The following is a 22,357-nucleotide window of genomic DNA, read 5'->3' on the forward strand; positions in this document are numbered from 1 at the left end:
CCTAGTGTGGCGGGCATCACCACCTCGTTGAGGAGCGCTTCATGGAGCTACGCCACCTGCGGTATTTCGCCGCTGTCGCCGAGACCTGCCACTTCGGCCAGGCCGCGGCGCAGCTGCACATCGCCCAGCCGGCGCTCTCCCAGGCGATCCGCCAGCTCGAGTCCGAGCTCGACGTCACCCTGTTCACGCGCACGACCCGCCAGGTCACCCTCACCCCCGCCGGCGAGTTCCTGCGTGCCGAGGCCACCCGCGTGCTCGCCGCCGTCGACGACAGCATCCGAGGCGTACGCCGCATCGGGGCCGGCCGCCACGGCCTGGTCCGGCTGGGCCTGACCGGCACCGCCTCGTTCTCGCACCTGCCGGGCATCGCCCGGGTGGTCAAGCGCGAGCTGCCCGAGGTGGCGCTCGAGATCCATGCCGACCTGCTGACGCCGGCCCAGTGCGAGCGGCTGGAGAGCGGGGCGCTCGACCTCGGCGTCCTGCGGCCGCCCGCCACCGGCGAGGGACTGACCCTGCGCACCCTCGAGGTCGAGCCGCTCGCGCTCGCCATCCCCCTCGACCACCGCCTCGCCGTCGAGCCGGTCGTGGCACTGGCCGACCTGCGCACCGAGCCGTTCATCGCCTACAGCGCCCGCGACTCGGCCGTCAACGAGGCCGTCCTGCGCAGCTGTCGCGAGGCCGGGTTCGTACCGCGTCGCGAGCACGAGGCGCCGAGCACCGCGGTCCTGCTGGCGTTGGTCGCCGCGGGCCTCGGCGTCGCCGTCGTTCCGGCCTCGGTCCGTGCCCTCCCGCTCGAGGGCGTGGTCTTCCGCGACCTGCTCGACGCCGGCAGCGTCGAGCTCGCCCTCGCCTACCGCACCGACGACGACAACCCGGTCGTCGACGCCGTCATCGAGGTCCTCGAGGCAGCCGACCTGTTCACCGCACCCCGTCTGGAAGCTCCCCGACCATGAAGATCACCAAGATCGAGGCGATCCCGTTCGCGATCCCCTACCGCAAGCCGCTGCGCTTCGCCTCCGGCGAGGTCCACACGGCCGAGCACGTGCTCGTCCGGGTCCACACCGACGACGGTGTCGTGGGCACCGCCGAGGCGCCGCCGCGGCCGTTCACCTACGGCGAGACCCAGGCCGGGATCATCGCGGTGATCGACCAGCTCTTCGCCCCGCAGCTCGCCGGGCTCACCCTGCTCGAGCGCGAGACCGCCCGCGCCCTGATGGAGCGCACGGTCGGCAATCCCACCGCCAAGGCCGCGGTCGACATGGCCATGTGGGACGCCCTCGGCAAGACCCTGGACCTCCGGGTCGTCGATCTGCTCGGTGCCTTCACCGACCGGATGCGGGTCTCCCACATGCTGGGCTTCGACACCCCCGAGGCGATGGTCGCCGAGGCGGAGCGGATGCGGGAGACGTACGGGATCTCGACGTTCAAGGTGAAGGTCGGCCGCTCCCCCATCGAGCTCGACACCGCCGTCGTCCGTGCCCTGCGCGAGCGGTTCGGCGCCGAGATCGAGCTGTACGTCGACGGCAACCGCGGCTGGACCGCCGCCGAGTCCGCCCGCGCGATGAAGCAGATGGCCGACCTGGACCTGCTGTTCGCCGAGGAGCTCAACCCTGCCGACGACGTGCTCGGCCGGCGCTGGCTGGTCAGCCAGGTGGACGTGCCGTTCATCGCCGACGAGTCGGTGCCGACGGCGGCCGACGTCACCCGCGAGGTGCTCGGCGGCTCCGCCACCGCGATCAGCATCAAGACCGCACGCACCGGCTTCACCGGCTCGCAGCAGGTGCTCCACCTCGCCGAGGGTCTCGGGCTGGAGGTCGTGATGGGCAACCAGATCGACGGCCAGCTCGGCACCGCGTGCACGCTCGCCTTCGGTGCCGCCCACCGGCTCACCTCCCGCCGCGCCGGTGAGCTCTCCAACTTCCTCGACATGGCCGATGACCTGCTCACCGAGCCGCTCGAGATCCGCGACGGCGAGCTCGCCGTACGTCCTGGTGCCGGCCTCGGGGTCGAGATCGATCCGGAGAAGCTGGATCGCTACCGCACCGACAACTGAACACCAGACCCCACACCGCAACACGAGAGGACACACTCATGACCACCGACCAGACCCTCGAGTCCGTCGAGGCAGCCACCGCGGCCGCCTCGGGCGCCTCCGCCACCGAGCGGTTCGCCGCCGACAAGTCGCCCTTCGAGGCCGTCAAGGACACCCCGCCCGAGCGCGTCGACCGGCTCGCCAAGCGCGTGCTGAACGCCGTCTACGACACGATCCGCGAGGAGAAGGTCAGCTATGACGAATACAACGCGCTCAAGGCGTGGCTGATCCAGGTCGGCAAGGACGGCGAGTGGCCGCTCTTCCTCGACGTCTGGGTGGAGCACGAGATCGAGAAGGTCGCCACCGAGCACCGCGAGGGCAACAAGGGCACCATCGAGGGCCCCTACTACGTCCCGGAGGCGCCGGAGCAGGGCGCGAACGGCACCATCCCGATGCGTGACGGCGAGGCCGGCACGCCGCTGACCTGGACCGGGAAGATCACCTCGACCGACGGCGCCCCGCTCGACGGCGCCAAGGTCGAGCTGTGGCACGCCGACGCGGACGGCTTCTACTCGCAGTTCGCGCCGGGCATCCCGGAGTGGAACCTGCGCGGCACCTTCACGGTCGGGGCCGACGGCGCCTTCGAGATCCACACGATCCAGCCGGCGCCCTACCAGATCCCGACCGACGGCTCCTGCGGCAAGCTCATCGCCGCCGCCGGCTGGCACGCCTGGCGTCCCGCCCACCTGCACGTCAAGGTGTCGGCCCCGGGCCACGAGCTCCTCACCGCCCAGCTCTACTTCCCCGGTGACGAGCACAACGACGACGACATCGCCTCGGCGGTGAAGCCCGAACTGGTGCTCGCCCCGGTCGCGGCCGAGGACGGCTCGGTCACCGTCGACTACGGCTTCGTGCTCGACCCGGTCCGCGGCTGATGCTCTACCACGTACGCATGGACGTCCGGATCCCGCACGACCTGGATCCGGACGTCCGCGACGACACCATCGCCCGCGAGAAGGCCTACGCCCAAGAGCTCCAGCGCGCGGGGAAGTGGCCGCACCTGTGGCGGATCGCCGGGGAGTACGCCAACTTCTCGGTCTTCGACGTCGACTCCCACGACGAGCTCCACCAGATCCTGTCCGGCCTCCCGCTGTTCCCCTACATGGACGTCGAGGTCACCCCGCTGGCGAAGCATCCGTCCAAGGTCGACTGACCGAGCAGCGGCACCAGAGCGCGCGCGAACTCCGTCGGGACCGCGCTGGCACCGACGTGGTTTCCGGGCATCTCGGCCAGGGGTAGGCCCAGCAGGTCGGCCAGGGCCTGGGCAGCCCGGCGCGCCATCTGGTGATGACTCTGCGAGCCGGCGCACACCGTCAGCGGGACGCCGCCTAGGACCTCGACATCGGGCTCGTAGAAGACGCTGGGACCGGCCATCTGCCCGAGGAAGTAGCGGTTCTTCGCGAGCTCGTCGGCCGGGAGCGCCGGCAGCTCGACGTGCGCGGGCGGCTTCTGGTCCGGTCCGGTGTGGTGGGCGGCGCCACTGAGGTCGAAGAACTCCTGGACGGCCCGCTGCGGATCCGTGTCCGCGACGGCGAAGGCCGCCGCGGCGCGGTCGGCAAGGGCCGGGTCGTCGAGGAGAGTGATCAGGGGCGGCTCGTGCAGCACGGCTGCGCCGACGATCTCCGTACGCAGCCGGGCGAGCTCGAGAAGAGTGACCGCCCCGCCGCTGGTGCCGACGAATCTCGCCGGCGCCTCGGTGAAGGTCTCGACCAGCGCGGCCAGGTCCTCGGCGAGGACGCGGGGCGTCGGCGCGGCCATCGTGTGGGTGGCTGCGCTCTCCCCGATGCCGCGAGGGTCGTGGGTCACGACCGTGAATCGCCCCGCCAGCTCCTCGGCGAGCGCCGCGAACCCGGCGCGTCCGGCCGGCGCACCGACGAGGAACAGCAGCGGGCCGCTGCCCCGGACGCTGTAGGTGATCGTGGTGTCCGGCCGTTCGAGCACGCCGGTCGTGCCGGTGGCCAGGTCGGTGTAGTCCACGATCTTGCGGTTGATCACCTCGAGGGCTCGGTCCAGCGCCTCCCGGCGCTCCTCGACGCGGCGACGGTGGGCGGTGAGCAGCTCCAGTCGCAGCCGGGACGGGTCACCGGCCGCGGGGTCGCCTGCTTCCTGATCGGAAGCTCCGGGCTCGGCGCCGGTGAACCGGGCGATGTCCGCCAGCGGCATCCCGGTCTCGCGCAGGTGGACCAGCATGCGGATGAGGTCGACATCGGCCGCGACATACTGCCGACGCCCGGCCGCGTCCCGCTGTGGCGCCGGCAGGATCCCCTCCCGCTCGAAGTATCGCAACGTGTCGGGTTCCAGACCGGTGCGCGCGGCGACCTCGCCGATGCCGAACCGCTCTTCGTGCTCGTTCATGGGGCAAGCCTCGGACCTGGACCTCGGTCCAGGTCAAACGGGGGCGTCCGGGCCGCCCGATGACAGGCCGTTTCCTGGGCTCTCCTGGTCCAGCCAACCGCGGCGCGCAGCCTGAACACCCAGCTGGAACCGGGTGTGGCCGGCGAGGACCGCCTGCAGCCGGGTGATCCGGCGGCGTACGGTCCGCTCGCTCACCCCGAGCTCGCGGGCGATGGCGTGGTCGGTCAGCCCCGCGCTGAGGAGCGTCAGCAGCCGCCGGTCGTCGGCCGGGGCGTCGAGGTCCGGGATGTCGAGGGACACCGGGATCGCCATGTTCCACCAACTCTCGAAGGCGTGCCGGAGCGCGGACAGAACATCCGGGGACCGGGTGAACGCCCTGACCGGGACCTCGGCACCGGGGGCGTCCAGGGTCAGGCAGGCCGCGTGGTCGGTGACGAACATCGTCCACGGTACGCCCGGGAGAACTCGTGCCTGCTCACCGGCGCTCACGCACTGCTCGACGGTCGCCAGAGCCGCGCGGTTGGCCATCACCCCGGTGTCGTAGACGACCCGGATCGGGACCCCCTTGGCCAGGTTGTCGAGGGCATGCTCCTCCACCGTCGGCTTCCATGTCGGCATCTTCGTCGGCAGCCGGTTCAGGGCACTGATGGACCCGGCGTTCTCCATCAGGTCGGCGTAGGCCGCGTTGCTGTCAGCACCCCGGAGCACGACCATCGGGAAGTCGCTCTCCTGATGGCGCCGCCAGCTTGCCGCCAGACGCTCGACCTTCGTCCTCATGCAGGGTGGGTGCCGTCCGACCCTGCGGCTGCCACTGCAGAGGCGACGCTGAACGTGCTCGACCCTCTCCTCGACCTTCCGGAACTGGCGTTTCTGGACGAGGGACGTACGTCCCTGTTCACGATGAACGCCTTCGCCTACTCCACCGCCGACGACCCCGAGGCTCAGGCCGACCCGATGCTCGGAAAGCTCTCCGACCGCATCGTGTTCGGCGACGGCATCCTCGACTTCATGGAGTTCGTGGGCCTCGAGGCGTACGGCCCGCAGAGCATCATGGCCCACGAGTTCGCACACCACATCCAGTACGAGCGCAACGTGGTGTTCGACGCCGCGGACCCGGCTGACCAGCCCGAGTCCACGCGACGCACCGAGCTGATGGCCGACGCGCTGGCGTCCTACTACATGGCGCACAAGCGTGGGATGACGCTCAACAAACACCGGATCGTCGAGGTCCCGGAGACCTTCGGCCAGGTCGGTGACTGCGGCTTCGACGCTCCCGGGCACCATGGCATGCCGAGCCAGCGCCGCGCCGCGGCCCTGTGGGGCATCGACCAGGCCGCATCGGCACACAAGAAGGGGCACGTCCTGCCGTCCGCCACGATGATCCAGCGGTTCGAGGAGGCCCTGCCCGACCTCGTCGCTCCGGACGCTCGCTGACCGAACCACTCCGCCCGGGGACGCCGACGCGGCCGACCCCGGGCGGAGGCGCGTGCCGGAAGTGGCCGCGCCCAGGGCGCTCGACCTGCGAGGATGACGCCTGAGGTGATGAGATGTCGATGATCGACTACACGGCTCCCGCCGGACCAGCGCGTGGCCACCTGTCCGTTCCCGAGAGCGAGGGACCCTGGCCCGGCGTGGTGGTCGTGCAGGACATCCTCGGCATGACCACGGACATCAAGCGGATCAGCGATCGGTTCGCGGCCAACGGCTACCTGACCCTGACCCCGGCGCTCTACCAGCGTGGGGCGAAGGTCGGGTGCGTGGTGAGCACCATCAAGTCACTGGTGACCGGCCAGGGGCCCGCCGTCGACGACCTGATCGCCGCTCGCGACCACCTCGCCGCCGATCCACGCTGCACCGGGAAGATCGGGGTCGTCGGCTTCTGCATGGGCGGTGGGTTCACGCTCCTGCTGGCCCCGAGCGGCATCTTCGACGCGGCCGCGCCCAACTACGGCCAGCTTCCCCGGAGCCTGTCCGCGCTGAGGTCCTCGTGCCCGATGGTCGCGAGCTACGGAGGCAAGGACCGCACCCTGCCCGGGGCCGCTGACAAGATCGAGGCAGCGCTCGCGAAGGGCGATGTCCCGCGGGACATCAAGGAATACCCGGAGGTCGGACACAGCTTCATGAACGACTGGGGATTTCGCGGGCCGGTCCCTCTCCTGGAGCGCGTGGTCGGCTTCAACTACTCCGAGCCCGAGGCGGAGGACGCCTGGCGGCGTATCCTCGCGTTCTTCGGCGAGCATCTCGCGTCGCCCGGCTCGAACCGGTGACGGCTCTACCGGTGCTCCGCTGAACCGACGGGTTCCTGAGCACGGCGGGCGACCGACGACGGTGCGGACGAGGAAGGTGTCCAGCAGGATGCAGCATGCTCGAGTCGCTGGTGCTCCGCATGCTCGGTGCGCGGGTCGACATCCTGGCTATGGCGTCGCCACGCCGGCGGCTGATGCAGCCCACCTCCACAGCTCGCCGGTCTCGGCGGGACCGGGGTGGGTCGTGGACCGATAGCTCGTCGGGCGCTGGCGACGGTCATGCCAGAACGTGCCGGAGGGTGGAGCGGGTTCAGTGGCCGCGAGCCAGACCGCCGTGTCCGCCCCGGCCTCGGCCGGGCGCAGCAGCGGCCGGGTCAACGTACGGAAGAGCGGGAGCGAGCGGGCGATGCCCGGTGTGTCGGCCCAGCCGGGGTGCATCACATAGGTCGAGACCCGGTCCGAGGACCATCGCCGGTCGAGGATCGGGGTGAGCTCGACCTGCATGCGCTTCGATCTCGCGTACGCCACTGCGCCCCGGTAGTCGCCGAGTCGGAAGTCGGGGTCGTCGACCGGCATTGGCTGCGTGTACATGCCGCCCGAGGCGACGAAGACCACCCGGGCTCCGGCCTCGGACCGTCGCATGGCAGGCAGCAGGTGCTCGGTCAGCCGGATCGGCCCGAGCACATGGGTGGCCACGGACAGCTCGTGACCATCGACCGACTCGGTCCGCTCCGGCGGCATGACGCCGGCGTTGTGCACGAGCACGTCGAGGACCGAGTGGCCGCCGTCACGCGCACGGAACTCCTCCGCGAACGCGTCGACCATGGCCGGGTCCGAGACATCGCAACGTTCCATGCGCAGGTCGGCGGCCAGCCCCTCGCGGCGCAGCTGCCCTTCGATCCGTGCGACCGCAGGTGCGGCGCGATCGGGTGAGCGGACGAGGAGATGCACGCGCGCACCGAGACGAGCGAGACCGAGCACGGTGGCCTCGCCGAGCCCGCTGCCTCCACCGGTGACCAGGGCGGTCCGCCCGGCCAGCGAGCCGGGGCGCGGGTCGTCCGCGGGCCAGCGGCGACGCCGGATCGCGTAGCCGAGGCGCGAGTAGCCGGCCACGATCGTCCGGTCGAGCAGACGGTCCAGCCCCTTCTCGGCATCGATGGACCCGTGCGTCGGCTTCACAGGGCGGCTTCCTTGAGCTCGGTCAGCCGGGCGAGCGCCTCGCGACGTTCCTCGGCATGGTCGACGATGCGACCGGGGTAGCCGTGGGCCGGACCGTCGGGGTGGAGCCACGGTTCGTGGGCGGCGGCTCCGGGGAGATGACGCAGCTCAGGTACCCACCGTCGGACGTAGTCACCCTCCGGATCGAACCGCAGGCCTTGTGCGACCGGGTTGAAGACCCGGAAGTACGGCGCGGCGTCGGTCCCGGTCCCGGCGACCCACTGCCAGCCGTGATTGTTCGAGGCCACGTCGCCGTCGACGAGGTGGTCGAGGAAGTGCCGGGCACCGACAGGCCACCACATGTGCAGATCCTTGACCAGGAAGCTCGCCACGACCATCCGCACCCGGTTGTGCATCCAGCCCTCGGCCTGCAGCTGCCGCATGCCGGCGTCGACGAACGGATAGCCGGTGGTGCCTGACTTCCAGGCCGTCAGGAGCTCGGGATCCTCCTCGTAGCGCATGCCTCGCAAGGATCCGCGCAGGTCGCGCCACGCCGAGTCGGGGTCGTGCCAGAGCACGTCGGCGTAGAACTCGCGCCAGGCCAGCTCGGCGACGAAACGCTCGACATCGGCGCCGGAGGCACCGGCGGCGTACGCCTGCAGATCCGCCAGCAGCGTACGCGGATGGATCTCGCCGAACTTCAGAGCCGTGGACAGCCGGCTGGTCCGGTCGAGGTCAGGTCGGTCCCGGGACGAGGCGTAGCCGACCAGGTCCTCGGCGCAGAAGTCCTCCCAGCGCTGGAGCGCCGCCTGCTCCCCGGCCTCGCAGCCGGGACCGTCGGGCAGCCGGTCCGACCCGAGCGTCGTCACCCACTCGACCCGGGCGTCGCCGGCCGGGGCCCGCCAGCCGTGCTCGCGCCACGCCCGCAGGAAGGGCGTGAAGACACGGTAGGGAGATCCGGCCGTGTTCCGGACCCGTCCCGGAGTGACGGCGTAGGGGCTGCCGGTGCCGACCAGCTCGATGCCGTCGGCGGCCAGACGGCGCTCGACGGAGGCGTCGCGGCGCCGGCCGAAAGGGGTCGTCTCGGTGGAGACGTGCACCCGGGTCGCTCCAGCCTCGGCTGCCACCTGGGCGACCGTCTCAACCGGGTCGCCGTGCCGGACCACCAGTGCCCCACCCGTCTCCTCACGGAGCGCGGCGAGGGAGGCGAGGAGCCGGTCCCACCGGGGCCCGGGGCGAGCCAGGCGCGGATCGATCACGAACAGCGGCACCACCTGTCCGTCTCGGGCCGCGGCCTGCAGCGCCGGGTGGTCCCCCAGCCGCAGGTCCCGGCGGAACCACATCACCGAGGTCGTCATGGGTGGCTCGGTCGTTCCAGGCGGATCTGGGCGACATCGATGCAGTCGGTGCGGAAACCCGCCTCGCAGTAGGCGAGGTAGAACTCCCAGGTGCGGCGGAAGGACTCGTCGAAGGTGTCCGACCGGATCGTCGGCCAGGCCGCGAGGAAGGCGGCGCGCCACCGGCGCAGGGTCTCGGCGTAGTCGGCGCCGAACCTGTCGGTGCGGGTGACCGTCAGCCCGACCTTGCCGGCCTGCTCCATGATGACCGTCTCGGACGGGATGAGGCCGCCCGGGAAGATGTGCTTCTGGATCCAGCCGTAGGAGTTGCGGGTGGCCAGGTAGCGCTGATGGGGCATCAGGATCGCCTGGAGTGCGACCGCGCCGCCGGGACGGACCAGCCGGGACAGGGCGCCGAAGTAGTCGGGCCAGTAGCGTTCGCCGACCGCCTCGATCATCTCCACGCTGACCACGGCGTCGAAGGTGCCGACGACGTGGCGATAGTCCCGCACGAGCACCTGGACGCGGTCGGCGTATCCCGCCGCCTCGATCCGCTGTCGCGCCAGCGCCGCCTGCTCCCCCGAGAGCGTCACCGTGGTGACGCGAGCGCCGCGGCGGGCCGCCTCGATCGCGAGGGTCCCCCACCCCGTACCGATCTCCAGCACGTCGTCACCGGCACCGACGCCCGCCAGGTCCAGGGCCGCGTGCACCTTGCGCAGCTGCGCCTCCTCGAGATCCTGCTCGGCGACCGGTCGAGCGCGGTCGAACAGCGCCGAGCTGTAGCTGAGGCTGGGGTCGAGGAACGCGGCGAACATCTCGTTGCCCAGGTCGTAGTGGGCGGAGATGTTCTCCGGCGAGTCCTCCACCGCGCCGCGCTGGTCTTCCGGGATGGGCTGGTCGACCAGGCGGCGCAGCCGCTGCATCCAGCCCGGGACCAGCCCGGAGAGGCGGGCGGCGTACGGCGTCAGCGCATCCGCGAGATCGGTGCCCTCGGCGGGGTGCCAGTCTCCGGCCGTGTAGGCCTCTCCGAGGCCGATCTTCGGGTTCTCCGCGAGCCGGCGGTAGAACTCCTCCGGGTGCCGGAGCACGATGGCGGGCCGGTCCGGGGTGCGCACACCACCCCGGTCGTTGAGCAGGTCGCCGTCCGGGAGCACGACGTCGACCGGCACCCGGCGGGTGGCCAGGCGCAGGACCTGCTTGGCGACACCTGCTCGCAGGTTCGCGGGGAGCGTCGAGGGACGGTGGAGCGGCACGTGGAGCGTCATGGGCTCAGCACTCATGAGATGGCTTCTTTCTGTGGGGTCTGGCGAGGGATCACGGGCAGCCTGCGCAACCACAGCCGGATCCCGTGGAACCGGATGAGCGCGCTGACCCGCTGGGGCATCAACAGATGCGTGAGGCTCAGCCGGAGCAGCGCCCGAGGTGTCGCGGGCTCCGGTCGTCCGCTGGTGGTCGCCGTCAGCACCCGAGTGCCGTCGCGGTCGTAGCCGACGGTCACCGAGACTCGCCGCGGATCGAGCCGGAGCCGGATCTGATAGCTGCCGGTCACGTCGTTGAACGGCGAGACGTAGAAGGTCTTGTCGGTGCGGGCTCGGCCCTGCTCGTCGAGGTCGAGCAGGTAGGCGTGGCGGCCACCGTAGGTGTTGTGCACCTCGAAGACGACCGCACGCAGGTCGCCGTCCGCCTGCTGCACCCAGAACACCGTGAGCGGGTCGAAGACATGACCCAGCACCCGTGCGTTCGCCAGCATCAACACCCGGTCGGTCGGCGCGACGAGGACGCCGCGGTCGGCGAGCATCTTCTCGAGATCACCGCGGATACCGCCTCCCGAAGCACCGGCATCGAGATGGTCCTCGGCCCGGAACCCGGCCAGCGGACGCAGCCAGAGCGGAAGTCTGGGCAGCTCGTCGACGTCGACGAGCCACTGGTAGCTGCGGTGCCGGAAGGCGTGCTGCACCGGGGTCTCGCGAGCGTGGCTGACGTGACCGACGACGAGCGCCGGGAGCGGTGGGGCGAGCAGCCGGCTCACCAGGTCACCCCGAACGACTCGGCCGCCTCCACCCCGGAGCGACAGCCGTCCTCGTGGAACCCCCAGCCGAGATGAGCTCCGGCGAAGGCGAGGCGAGGTCCACCGGCGGTGCGCAGCCGCGACGCCGCCGCGACCGCCTCGGTGGTGAAGACCGGATGCTCGTACGTCATCCGGGCAGTGACCTTGGCCGGGTCGACGTGCTCGGTGGCGTTGAGGGTGACCACGTGCTGGTCGCGGTCGTCGAGGCCCTGGAGGCGGTTCATCCAGTAGCTGACGACCACCTTGTCCGCACCCCCATGGCAGGACGCGAGCCGGTAGTTCCACGACGCGCGGGCGCGTGGCCGGTCCGGCAGCAGGCTCTCGTCCCGGTGCAGCCAGGTCTGGTTGCGCGAGTAGCCGATCGCGGCCAGGTCGCTCTTCTCCTCCGGGGTGGCATCGGCCAACAGCCTCAGCGCCTGGTCGGCGTGCGTCGCGACGACGACGCGGTCGAAGCTCTCGGATCCCGTCCCGGTCCGTACGTCGACCCCGTCGGCGTGCCGCTCGACGGCCGTGACCGGATCGCCGGTGCGGACGTCGTCGATCCGCGCGACGAGCCTGTCGACATAGGTGCGTGAGCCGCCGACGACCGTCCGCCACGTGGGTGACCCGGTGACCTGGAGCATCCCGTGGTGGTCGAGGAAGGCGAACAGGTGGCGCGCCGGATAGGCGAAGGCGTCCTCGTCACCGCACGACCAGACGCAGGCCACCAGCGGCACGGCGAAGTGCTGGACGAAGTAGTCGCTGAAACCACCCTGGACGAGGAACTGGCCCCAGGTCAGGTCGCTGTCGGACTCGAGCAGGCGACGGGCCCGGCGGTGGAACCGCGGCACCTGGGCCAGCATGCGTACGAAGCGCGGGTCGGCGATCCGGCGGGGGTCGGCCAGGATGCCGCTCAGACCGCGGCCGCCGGCGTAGGACAGCCCGCAGTCGTCGCACACGATGCTCATGCTCATCTCGGTCGGCCGGGTCTCGACGCCGAGCTCTCCGAACAGGCGGAGCAGGTTCGGGTAGGTCCGCTCGTTCATCACGATGAAGCCGCTGTCGACTCGGAGACGACCCCCCGACGAGCTGGGGACGTCGTGCGTGTGCGCATGACCGCCGAGCCTCGGCTCGGCTTCGAAGACGGTGACGTCATGGGTCCGGCCGAGAAGGTGGGCAGCGGTCAGCCCGGACACACCGCCACCGATCACGGCGACCCTCTGGCGCCGGGTATCGGCCGTTCGACTCATGGGAGCTCCTCCTGCGGTGATGGGCACGCTGGCCAGTTTCCGACTTCGAATGTACAATCCTTGTTCAAGGTTTGTCAAAGGTTTGCATAAGGAGACGATGATGAAGATCGATCGGACCGTAGAGACCTCCGCACCGAGCTCCGAGGTGTTCGACTTCCTCGCCGACTTCACCACCACGGAACAGTGGGATCCGGGCACGGTGCGGACCGAACGCGTCTCCGGCGACGGCGGGGTCGGGACGACCTACGCGAACACGTCGCGGTTCCTCGGACGCACCACCGACCTCACCTACGTCGTGGAGACCTACGAACCCGGCACGCGCTTCGCCCTACGCGGCGAGAACAAGACGGTCGTCGCCCATGACACGATGACCTTCGCACCGACAGCGACGGGCGGGACGTCCGTCCGCTACGTGGCCGAGTTCAAGATGAAAGGAATCGCCCGGATCGTGGCTCCTCTGCTGAAACCCGCGTTCACCCGCCTGGGCGACACCGCGTCCGCACAGCTGCGCACCACCCTTGCCCGGCTGGACCGGTAAGCCGACCAGATGTACACCATCAAGCACGCAGCGCAGCAGGTCGGCATCACCACCGCGACCCTCCGCGCCTGGGAGCGTCGCTACGGGATCATCTCTCCTCACAGGTCCGAGGGGGGCTACCGCCTGTACGGCGAGCACGACGTCGCCGTGCTCCGCTCGATGAAGCACTTGGTGGACCAGGGCTGGTCGGCCGCCGTCGCTGCGGCCGAGGCGATCCGGCTCGACCAGGAGGGTCCGGCCTCCTCCCCCGCGGGCGCCGACACCCCCGGCCGCTCCCCCGACAGCTCCCCCGGCAGCTCCGCCGACCTCGCGGACCGGATGACCAGCGCCGCAGCGACCCTCGACGCCGCCGACCTGGCCACGACCCTCGACCAGGTGTTCGCCCTCGGCGGCTTCGAGGCAGCCATGACCGACAACGTCTTTCCCGCGCTGGAGAAGCTCGGCGATGCCTGGGCGGACGGCCGGGTGACCGTCGCCGGCGAGCACCTGGCCTCCAACGCGGTGATGCGCCGGCTCGCCATCGCCTACGAGGCTGCCGCCGCCTACGGCCGCGGCCCTCGCATCGCCCTCGGGACGGCACCCGGGACCCGGCACGAGATCGGTCTCCTCGCCTTCGCCGTCGCCGCCAGACGCCACGGTCTGGACACCGACTACCTCGGCACCGACCTCCCGATCGACGACTGGCTCACCGTCGTCGACGAACCCACCCTTGCGGCTGTCGTGCTCGCGATCCCCACCACCGCCGACATCACCGCCACGACGACCGTCATCACCGCGATCCACGACCGCCGTCCCGATCTCGTCGTCGCCGTCGGCGGGGCCCAGCAGGGCCATGCCCCCGAGCTCGCCGTCCGCCTGGGCCACGACATCGTGGTCGGCGCGAAGAGCCTTGCCGCGCTGATCACCCGGCGCTGACGATCGGGTTCACTCGGGCAGGGTGGCGCGGAGCACGCGCAGGGTGTTGCCGCCCATGATCGCGGCCACCTCGGTCTCGTCGTAGCCGCGGTCGAGGAGCTCCTGGGTGATGGCGGCGAGGTCGCCGGCGTCCCAGCCGACGGTGGTCGAGCCGTCGTAGTCGCTGCCCAGGGCGGCGGTCTCGATGCCGCCGACCTCGACGACGTGGTCGATGGCGTCGACGACGGCTGCCACGGTCAGGTCGCACACCGCGGCGTCCCAGTAGCCGACACCGACGACGCCGCCGGTCGCCGCGACCCCGCGTACCTCCTCATCGGTCAGGTTGCGGTTGACGTCGCAGGTGGCCTGGACACCGCCGTGGCTGAGCACCACCGGCTTGGTCGCCATGTCGAGCATCTCGGCGACCGCCGTGTGGCTGGCGTGGGCGATGTCGACGATGATGCCGCGCCGCTCCATCTCGGCGAAGACGTCCCGCCCCAGATCGGTGAGGCCGCCCTTCTCGACACCGTGCATCGAGCCGGCCACCTCGTTGTCGAAGAAGTGGGTGAACCCGGCCATCCGCATGCCGGCGTCATAGAGCGTGTCCAGGTTGTCGAAGTCACCCTCGAGATTCTGGAGACCCTCGACCGAGAAGAGCGCACCGGTGACCCGCTTGCCGGCCTCGCGGTCGGAGATGAGCGCGTCCAGGTCGGAGCGGGTGCGGATCAACCGCAGCCTGCCGTCGGAGTCGGCCGCCGCCTTGTCGAGCTTCTGGGCGTGGAAGAGCGAGCGGTCCAGCAGCGAGGTCCAGGTGCGGGGAGGCTGGAGCTGGGCGAAGGTCAGCAGGGTGATGTTGTCGCTGTCACCGGTGTTGCTGTCGTAGTTCTGACCCTTGGGCGACTTCGACACCGAGGAGAACACCTGCAGCGCGACGTTGCCGTCCTCCATCCGCGGCAGGTCCATGTGACCCCTGTCCGAGTGCTCCAGGACGTCGCGGTCCCACATCAGGGTGTCGCTGTGCATGTCGATGACCTGCAGGGACTCGTGCAGCCGCCGCGTCTCGGGGGTGACCTCCGGCAGGCTGGCCGGACGGATCTTGTTCTGGCCGTTCTCCACGATCCCGGGCGCCAGCGCGAAGAAGCCGGCGACGCCGACGAGGAGAAGGGTGAGTACGGCCAGAAGCAGTCGCTTCGTCCAGCGGCGGGTCATGCAGGGTCCTCTCGGGGCAGGCTCGGAGCTGGCCGAGCGCACGGGCGGGGACGAGTATCTCGGCGCGAACGCCGGCGGCAGACGAATTGGACCGAATCGCTCGTCCGGCAGGGCGATCCGACAGGATGTGACCATGGCGACACTGGATGAGGACGACTTTTCGCTCATCCACGCGCTCCAGATCCGGCCACGCGCAACCTGGACGGACCTCGCTGCCGCGCTCGGCACCTCGCCGACGACCTTGAGCCGCCGCTGGGAGAGGCTGCGGGCCGACGGCAGTGCCTGGGTCATCGGCCATCCGCGGGTCCGCGGGCACCACGGGGCCAGCCTCGCCATCGCCGAGATCTCCTGCGTCAGCGGGCGCACGGGCACGCTCGCCCAGGAGCTGGCCGAGTGGCCGATGATCATCACTATCGAGGAGGCCGCCCGCGACTACGGCCTGATCGTGACCGCGGTCGGCCTCGGGCCCGGGGACATGCCCAAGCTGCTCCTCGACGACCTGTCCGCGCTGCCGGGCGTGCTCGGCGTACGCGCCCACCACGTCGCCCGGCTCCACCTCGACGCGAGCAGCTGGCGTGTCGGCGGGCTCGACCACGAGCGCGCCCAGGCGGTCGCCCGCATCCCCGACCACGGTGGCGGCCCGTCCACCCCGGTCAACCCCTGGGCCGAGCCGTACGCCGGGATCACGCAGGCCCTGATCAAGAACGGCCGCAGCAGCGCGGCCGACATCGCCCGCCAGACGGGCCGACCGCTGTCGACGTCCCGCCGCCAGCTCGGCCAGCTCCTCGCCTCCGACTCGCTCACGTTCCGCTGCGAGGTCGCCCAGGGCCTGACCCCGCTGCCCATCGTCGTGCAGACCTGGTGCCAGGTGCCCGTCGGGGCGGTCGCCGAGTGCGTGAGCCGCCTGCGGACCACCCCCGGCGTACGCCAGGTCGTCGGCCTGCCCGGGCCGACGAACCTGCTGATCAGCACCTGGGCTCGCTCCGCCGAGAGCGCGATGCTCCTCCACGAGCACCTCCAGCGGGACCTCGCTCTGAAGGTGGTCGAGTCCGCGATCATCCTGCGCCAGATCAAGCGCCTCGGCTGGAGGCTCGACGAACTCGGCCGCGCCACCGGACCGCTGGTGCCCTACCCGCCCAACGCCTCCGTGTGACCGTCTCCCCCTCGGGCGCCGGGCTCGCCCCCGGTCTCCAGGCGTTCGGTCTCGGCCCGGAGCGCCTCGATCACACCCGTGACCCAGCGTGCGATGGCGGCGAGCTCGTCCTCGTCGAAGCTCTCGTTCATCTCCTCGATCCGCTGCGCGAGCCCCGCCGCCGTGGGACGTGAGGTCTGTCGGAAGTGAGGCGTGGTGTGGATGCGGAACGACCGGCGGTCGCTGGGGTTGCGCTCGCGGCGTACGTAGTCGGCGTCGACCAGCTTGTCGATGATCTTGGTGACGGCCGCATTGCTCAGACCGGTGGCGGCCGCGAGCTCCCCCGGAGTGATGCCGTCGGGGTGGCGGGCCACCAGGTCGAGCATCTTGTGCTCGCTGTTGCTGACGCCCAGGCGGCGGGCGATCGCCTCATGGAACATCACCACATGGAGGCTCAGGTCAGCACCGAGCCGGTTGCCGTCCTGGGACATCTGGGCCTTTCTCGACGTCAGCTAATTTGTTTCACCTTAGTGAAATAACACGATAGTCTCCGGCCATGAAGATCGAGCTCTCGCCACCCCGGGCGACCACCGATTCCCTGACCTTCGCCGGCGCGCTGCTCCGGTGCTACGTCGCCGTCCTGCTCGTCGGCGCTCCGCTCGCGGCACTGATGCTGACCCCCGGGCTCCTGCGGAGCCGGGTCGCTCTCGTCCCCGGGATCACCGCGTTCGGCATCGCGGCGTTCATGCTCCTGTCCTTCCTGCTGATCGCGGTGGCGCCCCGCCTCTCGGCCCGGGTCGCCCCCGAGGCCGGATGGCGTCCGGCACTCGTCGGCAAGGTCGGTCCCGCCCTTCGCCGCGAGCTGCCCCGACAGTGGTGGGGTCGCGCCGGCGAGGCGCTGCTGATCTTCATCGCCTCCCAGCTGGTCGGCGGCTTCATCGCCTGGCTGATGCCCTACATCTGGGTCGACCCGGCCTCACCCGAGGACCACGTGGTCTGGGTGCTCCACTACCCCAACTACGCGACCCAGGCGGTCTCGATGTATCTCGTCATCTGCCTGGCGGCCGCCTGGTTCGGCACCCGCCTGCGCCAGCTGGCGATCGGGATCGAGTTCGTAGACAACGGCCAGCCGGTGTCCTAGGCCGCGTCGGGCCCGGTTCAGCGACCGAGCACGGCGCGGAGCCGGTCCACCTGGGCGGTGCGCTCGGCGAGACGCTGCTCGTCGAGGCTCCGCCCCGGCGCAGCCGCCAGCAGCTCGTGCGTACGCCGCACGGCGGTTGCATCGTGAGCGACGAGCGAGGTGACCAGGCCGATGAGCGTGGCATCCAGCTCGTCCGCCGGCACCACGCTCTGCGCGAGCCCGATCCGCTCGGCCTCGGCGGCGCCCACCGTGCGCGCGGTGGCACAGATCTCCAGCGCTCGCGCGTAGCCCACGGCCTCGATCAGCGGCTTGGTGCCGGCCAGGTCGGGGACCAGCCCCAGCGCAGGTTCCTTCATGCAGACCCAGGCGTCCTCGGCCATGATCCGCAGGTCGCACGCCAGCGCCATCTGGAAACCCGCGCCGATCGCGTACCCGTCGACGACTGCGATCGAGATGAACCTCGGGTCGGCGAGCGCCACGAACGGCCGCTGGTATTCGCCGATGAGGTCGATGACCTCCTGGTCGCTGCGCGCCAGCGTCGAGACCAGGCTGCCCTCCACGTCGGTCTGGCCCGGGTCGACCAGCGACAGATCCAGTCCCGCGGAGAAGGTGCCGCCGGCCCCGCGCACCACCACGACCCTGACCTCGACCGGGAGCGACTCGAGGAAGGACGCGATCGCCGCCCACATCGCCGGATGCTGGGCATTGCGTACGTCAGGGCGGTCCAGCAGCACGGTCGCCACAGCGCCATCGATGCTGAGGTCGACACCCGGCTCGTTCATGTTCATGGCTTGGCCGATCCCTTCGGGCAGGAGTGCGTCGGGCGACGCGTCACACCAACGTAGAGGACCTGCTGCGTCGGGGTGACGATCGCCCGACGGATCAGGCCCCTGCGGCGGCGACGGCCTCTCGCGCGCTTTCTCCCGTGCGTACGACATGTCCCCCAGAGGCCGGGCGCGCATGGGGGACGCGCCCGGCCTCTGGGGACGGCCGGGATGGCGTACGGCTCAGCAGGTCCTGCGCGCGAGGACGAAGTCCTCACGCACCGGTGTCTTCCCGACGCGGGTGGTCCGGGCTCCGGGAACGAACCCGTCCTTGTGGGCCGTCACCCTGACCGGGTTCTGGCCGCGGTCGATCCACCGCGCGTAGCCGCCGTCGGCGGGCACCGTCACCGTCCAGGTGCTCGTCGATCCGGCCAGGCTGACCGTCGCCCCCTCGAGCGGGACCGGCTCACCTGCGCAGGCGGCGCCCGAGACGGTGCCGAGGATCTTGCCCCAGGTGCGAGGCGGGTCGACCCGCAGGGAGACGCTGACCAGAGGTACGTCGAACGGCGTGTCCTCGGTGAGACGGAGCCTCGCGGCGTACTCCCCCGGCTGACCGAGCTCGCCTGAGTCCAGAGTGAGCGTGACCGTGGCCGATTCACCCGGAGCGAGCGTCACCGATCCGGCGGCCGTCGACAGCCATGATGCGTCCGTGGCGTCGCCTCCCCCGCAGTCGTCGTAGCCCGGGAGCACCTCTGCCGTCGCAGCCGGCGCGAAGACACCGGCCGATCCGCCGACCTTGGCGAAGCCGCACGCGGATCCGCCGCGATACACCGCGTGCTGGGAGTTCGGCAGGGACGTCCAGGCATCTCCGACGGGGTCGTAGGCCCAGCCCGCGTTGGTCAGCGCATCGTCGGCGATGCCGCCGGAGACCAGGAGGCGGTCGCCGGCCGCGGTGTAGCCAGCACCCCAGACCGCGCGCGGCATGTCGGCCACCTGGGTCCACGAGTTCTGCTCGGGGTCGTAGGCGTACGTGCCGCGGGAGGCAGTCCCGTTGCCGATCCCACCCGAGCACACGACCTTCTCGCCGAGCGCCCCGCAGGCCAGCCACGCCGTCGGCACCGGATAGTCGGCGACCCGGCTGAAGCTGTCCGCCTCGACGTCGTAGGCCATCACGGCGCGCGACCCACAGACTGCGACGCAGCCGCCGACCGAGTAGATCACCCTGTCGAGCGCGGCGACACCGGCGGCCGCCATCGGCTGCGGGTTGTCGGCGCCGGCCGACCAGCTGTCGGTCTCGGGGTCGTAGATCGCGGTGCCATCGACCATCGAGCCGGGCGCGCCCCACCCGCCGATCACGTAGAACCGGCCGTCGACGAAGGCACCACCGGGCTTCATCCGTGCCTGGGGCATGGCCGCCATCTCGTTCCAGCGCAGCGACTCGGGGTCGTACGCATAGGCCGCCGACGTGGGCATCTCTCCATCCCGGGTGCCACCGAAGCTGTAGACGATTCCGTCGTGATACCCGGCGATGTTGTCCATCACCGGCACCGGGTGGTCGGCCAGATCCAGCCACGGCCCTTCCTGTACGCCGGTGGCATCCGGGACAGCAGCGCCAGCTCCCGCCGGGTCCATCTTCTGCCCACCACGCAACGGCGAGGCCTCGATCTCGATCCGCTGCGGCTTCGGTCCCGCCGAATCGGCGACGTCGACGGACGAGACCTTCGACCCGTCGGCCCGGCTGATCCGGAAGCCTTCGTCCTGGTCGGTCAGCTCGAACGTCGCCGGCGCGCTGCCGACGTTGCGCACCTCGATGTCACGGGTGGTCGCGCCGCCGAGCTCGACAGTGCCCGACACCGCTTCCTGGGTCACCTCGAGGCGGCCGGCTCCGAGCGCGAACTCCGCGCGGTTGGCCGTGTGCTCACGTACGTCGACCGTCGTCGTGCCTGCTGTGTATCCGCTGCCCTTGCGGGCGGTGAAGGCGCGCTCCCCGGTGAGCGAGGAGAACATCCAGAAGATGCCAGCGCCATGCGTCGGGTCGTCCTTCGAGACCGACGTGGTCGCGTTGTCGTCGGGGGCGTCGACGCTGTGCACCCGGGCGTCGGCGACGCCGGCCCCGGTCTGGGCGTCGGTCACGTGCCCGACGACGAGCCCGCCCGGCTGCACGGTGCAGTCGGCGGCGTACCCCAGGGCGGCATCGCAGTCGGTGGTCGTCAACCGGTGGTCGTCGACCACCGCGGAGCCGTCTTCGGCCACGGACACCGTGCTCGTCGACCGGCCGTAGCCCGGGTAGAGCGAGTCGACGGTCAGCGAGTAGTCGCTCCCCACCGGAAGGTGCAGCGAGTAGGCGCCGGTCGCCGGGTCGGTGTGGGTGGTGACCGGCGTGCCGTCGACCTTCACCCGGGCGTACAACGGCCATCCCTGGCCGGAGTCGTCGCTCACCGTGCCGGACACCCGTGCCGAGGGCAGCGGCACCAGGCCGACGTTCTTCTCGACCGCGGCACCCGCGGTCACCTCGATGCCGGTCAGCGGGCGGGGCTCGTAGCCGAACCGGGTCGCGGTCAGGTCGTAGGTCCCGACCGGCAGATGGAACCCGAACCGACCATCGCGCTGCGTGGTCACCGACCGGTCCATCGGACCGGCGACGTTCACCTGCACACCGGCGAGCGGTGCACCGGTCTCTCCGTCGGTGACCGTGCCGGCCAGCTCCCCTGCCGGACCCGACGGCAACGCCGCCAGCAGAGCCAGCGCGTCCAGCCGGCCCTCGCCGTAGACGTTGTTGTTCTCCGCCGTTCCGCCGCAGGACAGGTCAGAGGTGTCGATCGCGGTCCGGTCGAGCAGCTCACGGGTGAGGGTGGTGTCGCCCAGCGCGGTCGGCCGCGCCGACCACAGCAACGCGATCGCCCCGGCGACGTGCGGTGCCGCCATCGAGGTGCCGCTCATGGACTGGTAGCCGCCGCCGGGCTGGCTGGAGCGCACGGCGACGCCCGGCGCCGCGATGTCCGGCTTGATGGCGCCGTCCTGGCCGGCGCCGCGGCTGGAGAAGGAGGCGATCTTGTCGAGCGAGTCGTAGGCACCGACCGAGTAGTTGATCGTCCGGCTGCCGGGTCGCCCGGAGGTGGCGCAGCTCGGGCCGATGTTCCCGTTCGACCAGACCCCGAAGATGCCGGAGGCCGTCCAGGCCGCGCTGATGTCCTCCAGGAACGGCTGGTTGGAGGGCAGGTTGGATCCCCACGAGTTGTTGACGATGTGCGGACGCATCGACGCTCGGGGGTTCTTCCCTTCCCGGTCGGTCGGTTCCAGCAGCCACTGCGCGGACGCGATGATGCTCGCATCGCTGGCGCAGCAGCCGTTGGTGGCGATCCAGCGTGCGGCGGGTGCGACGCCGACGTGGTTCTGGCCGCCGTCGTCGCCGACCATGGTGCCCATGGTGTGGGTCCCGTGGCCGTGGTCGTCGCACGGCTCACCACCACACACGTTCCGGCTGTCGAACCAGTTGTAGTCGTGGCTGAAGGTGCCGTCGCCGTTGTTGCCGCGATACTGGTTCACCAGCGCGGGGTGCTCGTAGTCGACGCCGGTGTCGAGGTTGGCCAGGACGATGCCCTCGCCACGCGCCCCCTCGGAGCTCCACACCTGGTCGGCCTTGATGTTGGCGATCCCCCACTCGACGGAGTCGACCGCGGCCTCCGCCTCGGCCGGGGTCAGCTCGGGCGGAGTCACCTCGAAGGTGGGCCACAGCTCCGCGACCTCGGCCTGGGACGCCAGCTGGGTCGCCAGAGCGGAGTCGGCACCGTGGACCTTGATCGCGTTGGTCGCCCAGAAGCTCTCGAAGTCGATGTCCTGCGCCCGTAGACGAGCCTGGACCCCGCGCTGGCTCTGCTGCGCCGTCGTCCGCAGGGCCGCCGCGACCGCGGTGCCCCGCTCGTTCCAGTCCTGGACGGCCTCCGCCTCGGACAGGTCCGTACGCCTGTCGAACTCGATCCAGAAGTCGACCGGCTTGCCGGAGTCGAGCTCCCGGTCGAGCTTGGGGTGGATCTTGGCCTCCGCCGAGGATTCGGCCGAGGTCTGCCGGGAGGGCTCGGTCGGCGCAGGAGCTGCCACCGCCTGCTGCCCGAGCCCCAGGATCAGTCCGGCCAGCGCGGCAGCGACCATCGCCGTCCGGCCGCCCGTCTTGTGGTGTCTCGACATGAGATTCCT

21 protein-coding genes are annotated in these 22,357 nt (G+C 70.9%); 10 read left to right on the forward strand and 11 right to left on the reverse strand.

Annotated elements, in window-relative coordinates:
- Positions 1-41: 41 nt before the first annotated feature.
- Genes WBG06_RS23245 through catC form a run of 4 tightly spaced genes read left to right on the forward strand, consistent with a single transcriptional unit; the run spans position 42 to position 3,245 of the window.
- Entirely contained in the window at positions 42-953 is a 912-nt protein-coding gene (locus WBG06_RS23245; protein ID WP_336739693.1) for a LysR substrate-binding domain-containing protein, read from the forward strand.
- On the forward strand, positions 950-2,053 hold the full coding sequence (locus WBG06_RS23250) for a mandelate racemase/muconate lactonizing enzyme family protein (protein WP_336739695.1): 1,104 nt from the start codon (positions 950-952) through the stop codon (positions 2,051-2,053). Before WBG06_RS23245 ends, WBG06_RS23250 begins: the two co-directional genes overlap by 4 nt.
- Positions 2,054-2,091: 38 nt before the next feature.
- Positions 2,092-2,967, forward strand: a complete 876-nt coding sequence (gene catA, locus WBG06_RS23255; protein WP_336739696.1) for a catechol 1,2-dioxygenase — start codon at positions 2,092-2,094, stop codon at positions 2,965-2,967.
- A gap of 17 nt (positions 2,968-2,984) precedes the next feature.
- Complete coding sequence (catC, locus tag WBG06_RS23260) at positions 2,985-3,245, forward strand: muconolactone Delta-isomerase (protein ID WP_336739698.1); 261 nt, start codon at positions 2,985-2,987, stop codon at positions 3,243-3,245.
- Here catC and WBG06_RS23265 read toward each other — a convergent pair.
- Complete coding sequence (locus tag WBG06_RS23265; protein WP_336739700.1) at positions 3,191-4,447, reverse strand: alpha/beta fold hydrolase; 1,257 nt, start codon at positions 4,445-4,447, stop codon at positions 3,191-3,193. The two genes, catC and WBG06_RS23265, sit on opposite strands and share 55 nt — an antisense overlap.
- Before the next feature lie 33 nt (positions 4,448-4,480).
- A complete protein-coding gene (locus WBG06_RS23270; RefSeq protein ID WP_336739701.1) occupies positions 4,481-5,224 on the reverse strand; it encodes a helix-turn-helix transcriptional regulator in 744 nt (247 codons plus the stop codon).
- Between the two features lie 54 nt (positions 5,225-5,278).
- Here WBG06_RS23270 and WBG06_RS23275 point away from each other — a divergent pair, with 54 nt between their 5' ends.
- Both WBG06_RS23275 and WBG06_RS23280 read left to right on the forward strand, forming a co-directional pair.
- Positions 5,279-5,881: a hypothetical protein gene (locus tag WBG06_RS23275; RefSeq protein WP_336739703.1), complete on the forward strand. Its 603-nt coding sequence runs from the start codon at positions 5,279-5,281 to the stop codon at positions 5,879-5,881.
- Between the two features lie 113 nt (positions 5,882-5,994).
- Positions 5,995-6,714, forward strand: coding sequence for a dienelactone hydrolase family protein (locus WBG06_RS23280; protein WP_336739705.1), 720 nt, complete (start codon positions 5,995-5,997; stop codon positions 6,712-6,714).
- Between the two features lie 147 nt (positions 6,715-6,861).
- Here the strand turns inward: WBG06_RS23280 and WBG06_RS23285 are convergent, their stop codons facing one another.
- The 5 genes from WBG06_RS23285 to WBG06_RS23305 are packed head-to-tail and all read right to left on the reverse strand — an operon-like array spanning position 6,862 to position 12,485.
- The gene (locus WBG06_RS23285; RefSeq protein WP_336739706.1) at positions 6,862-7,872 is read right to left on the reverse strand and encodes an SDR family NAD(P)-dependent oxidoreductase; all 1,011 of its coding nucleotides are present in this window, start codon (positions 7,870-7,872) and stop codon (positions 6,862-6,864) included.
- On the reverse strand, positions 7,869-9,209 hold the full coding sequence (locus WBG06_RS23290) for a cryptochrome/photolyase family protein (RefSeq protein WP_336739708.1): 1,341 nt from the start codon (positions 9,207-9,209) through the stop codon (positions 7,869-7,871). Before WBG06_RS23290 ends, WBG06_RS23285 begins: the two co-directional genes overlap by 4 nt.
- Positions 9,206-10,468, reverse strand: coding sequence for a cyclopropane-fatty-acyl-phospholipid synthase family protein (locus tag WBG06_RS23295; RefSeq protein ID WP_336739710.1), 1,263 nt, complete (start codon positions 10,466-10,468; stop codon positions 9,206-9,208). The genes WBG06_RS23290 and WBG06_RS23295 overlap by 4 nt, the downstream gene beginning before the upstream one ends.
- On the reverse strand, positions 10,465-11,217 hold the full coding sequence (locus tag WBG06_RS23300) for a DUF1365 domain-containing protein (RefSeq protein WP_336739712.1): 753 nt from the start codon (positions 11,215-11,217) through the stop codon (positions 10,465-10,467). Before WBG06_RS23300 ends, WBG06_RS23295 begins: the two co-directional genes overlap by 4 nt.
- Positions 11,214-12,485 (reverse strand): NAD(P)/FAD-dependent oxidoreductase, encoded by a 1,272-nt coding sequence (locus tag WBG06_RS23305; protein WP_336739714.1) that lies wholly within the window; start codon positions 12,483-12,485, stop codon positions 11,214-11,216. Before WBG06_RS23305 ends, WBG06_RS23300 begins: the two co-directional genes overlap by 4 nt.
- 100 nt (positions 12,486-12,585) lie before the next feature.
- Between WBG06_RS23305 and WBG06_RS23310 the strand changes: the two genes are divergently transcribed.
- Together WBG06_RS23310 and WBG06_RS23315 are read left to right on the forward strand one after the other, a co-directional pair.
- Positions 12,586-13,023: an SRPBCC family protein gene (locus WBG06_RS23310; RefSeq protein WP_336739716.1), complete on the forward strand. Its 438-nt coding sequence runs from the start codon at positions 12,586-12,588 to the stop codon at positions 13,021-13,023.
- 9 nt (positions 13,024-13,032) lie between these two features.
- Positions 13,033-13,938 carry a MerR family transcriptional regulator gene (locus tag WBG06_RS23315; protein WP_336739717.1) on the forward strand — a complete coding sequence of 302 codons (906 nt, stop codon included), beginning with the start codon at positions 13,033-13,035 and terminating at the stop codon, positions 13,936-13,938.
- 9 nt (positions 13,939-13,947) lie between these two features.
- Here the strand turns inward: WBG06_RS23315 and WBG06_RS23320 are convergent, their stop codons facing one another.
- Positions 13,948-15,126, reverse strand: coding sequence for a dipeptidase (locus WBG06_RS23320; RefSeq protein WP_336739718.1), 1,179 nt, complete (start codon positions 15,124-15,126; stop codon positions 13,948-13,950).
- Positions 15,127-15,259: 133 nt separating this feature from the next.
- On the opposite strand from WBG06_RS23320, the gene WBG06_RS23325 reads away from it, so the two are divergent.
- Entirely contained in the window at positions 15,260-16,279 is a 1,020-nt protein-coding gene (locus WBG06_RS23325; protein WP_336739720.1) for an Lrp/AsnC family transcriptional regulator, read from the forward strand.
- On the opposite strand, the gene WBG06_RS23330 is transcribed toward WBG06_RS23325, so the two are convergent.
- Positions 16,255-16,749: a MarR family winged helix-turn-helix transcriptional regulator gene (locus tag WBG06_RS23330; RefSeq protein WP_336739722.1), complete on the reverse strand. Its 495-nt coding sequence runs from the start codon at positions 16,747-16,749 to the stop codon at positions 16,255-16,257. The two genes, WBG06_RS23325 and WBG06_RS23330, sit on opposite strands and share 25 nt — an antisense overlap.
- A 65-nt stretch (positions 16,750-16,814) precedes the next feature.
- Here WBG06_RS23330 and WBG06_RS23335 point away from each other — a divergent pair, with 65 nt between their 5' ends.
- Entirely contained in the window at positions 16,815-17,399 is a 585-nt protein-coding gene (locus WBG06_RS23335; protein ID WP_336739723.1) for a hypothetical protein, read from the forward strand.
- 17 nt (positions 17,400-17,416) lie between these two features.
- On the opposite strand, the gene WBG06_RS23340 is transcribed toward WBG06_RS23335, so the two are convergent.
- Entirely contained in the window at positions 17,417-18,187 is a 771-nt protein-coding gene (locus WBG06_RS23340; RefSeq protein ID WP_336739724.1) for an enoyl-CoA hydratase/isomerase family protein, read from the reverse strand.
- A 219-nt stretch (positions 18,188-18,406) separates the two neighbouring features.
- The gene (locus tag WBG06_RS23345; RefSeq protein ID WP_336739726.1) at positions 18,407-22,348 is read right to left on the reverse strand and encodes a S8 family serine peptidase; all 3,942 of its coding nucleotides are present in this window, start codon (positions 22,346-22,348) and stop codon (positions 18,407-18,409) included.
- Positions 22,349-22,357 lie beyond the last annotated feature (9 nt).

Source organism: Nocardioides sp. CCNWLW239 (assembly GCF_037137035.1).
In the GTDB taxonomy this organism is placed as follows: domain Bacteria; phylum Actinomycetota; class Actinomycetes; order Propionibacteriales; family Nocardioidaceae; genus Nocardioides.

What these genes read in the sequence shown, in the direction of transcription:
- WBG06_RS23245 (WP_336739693.1), top strand. Translation starts at nt 42, where the DNA reads ATGGAGCTACGCCACCTGCGGTATTTCGCCGCTGTCGCCGAGACCTGC.
- WBG06_RS23250 (WP_336739695.1), top strand. Translation starts at nt 950, where the DNA reads ATGAAGATCACCAAGATCGAGGCGATCCCGTTCGCGATCCCCTACCGC.
- catA (WP_336739696.1), top strand. Translation starts at nt 2,092, where the DNA reads ATGACCACCGACCAGACCCTCGAGTCCGTCGAGGCAGCCACCGCGGCC.
- catC (WP_336739698.1), top strand. Translation starts at nt 2,985, where the DNA reads ATGGACGTCCGGATCCCGCACGACCTGGATCCGGACGTCCGCGACGAC.
- WBG06_RS23265 (WP_336739700.1), bottom strand. Translation starts at nt 4,447, where the DNA reads ATGAACGAGCACGAAGAGCGGTTCGGCATCGGCGAGGTCGCCGCGCGC.
- WBG06_RS23270 (WP_336739701.1), bottom strand. Translation starts at nt 5,224, where the DNA reads ATGAGGACGAAGGTCGAGCGTCTGGCGGCAAGCTGGCGGCGCCATCAG.
- WBG06_RS23280 (WP_336739705.1), top strand. Translation starts at nt 5,995, where the DNA reads ATGTCGATGATCGACTACACGGCTCCCGCCGGACCAGCGCGTGGCCAC.
- WBG06_RS23290 (WP_336739708.1), bottom strand. Translation starts at nt 9,209, where the DNA reads ATGACGACCTCGGTGATGTGGTTCCGCCGGGACCTGCGGCTGGGGGAC.
- WBG06_RS23295 (WP_336739710.1), bottom strand. Translation starts at nt 10,468, where the DNA reads ATGAGTGCTGAGCCCATGACGCTCCACGTGCCGCTCCACCGTCCCTCG.
- WBG06_RS23305 (WP_336739714.1), bottom strand. Translation starts at nt 12,485, where the DNA reads ATGAGTCGAACGGCCGATACCCGGCGCCAGAGGGTCGCCGTGATCGGT.
- WBG06_RS23310 (WP_336739716.1), top strand. Translation starts at nt 12,586, where the DNA reads ATGAAGATCGATCGGACCGTAGAGACCTCCGCACCGAGCTCCGAGGTG.
- WBG06_RS23315 (WP_336739717.1), top strand. Translation starts at nt 13,033, where the DNA reads ATGTACACCATCAAGCACGCAGCGCAGCAGGTCGGCATCACCACCGCG.
- WBG06_RS23320 (WP_336739718.1), bottom strand. Translation starts at nt 15,126, where the DNA reads ATGACCCGCCGCTGGACGAAGCGACTGCTTCTGGCCGTACTCACCCTT.
- WBG06_RS23325 (WP_336739720.1), top strand. Translation starts at nt 15,260, where the DNA reads ATGGCGACACTGGATGAGGACGACTTTTCGCTCATCCACGCGCTCCAG.
- WBG06_RS23330 (WP_336739722.1), bottom strand. Translation starts at nt 16,749, where the DNA reads ATGTCCCAGGACGGCAACCGGCTCGGTGCTGACCTGAGCCTCCATGTG.
- WBG06_RS23335 (WP_336739723.1), top strand. Translation starts at nt 16,815, where the DNA reads ATGAAGATCGAGCTCTCGCCACCCCGGGCGACCACCGATTCCCTGACC.
- WBG06_RS23340 (WP_336739724.1), bottom strand. Translation starts at nt 18,187, where the DNA reads ATGAACATGAACGAGCCGGGTGTCGACCTCAGCATCGATGGCGCTGTG.
- WBG06_RS23345 (WP_336739726.1), bottom strand. Translation starts at nt 22,348, where the DNA reads ATGTCGAGACACCACAAGACGGGCGGCCGGACGGCGATGGTCGCTGCC.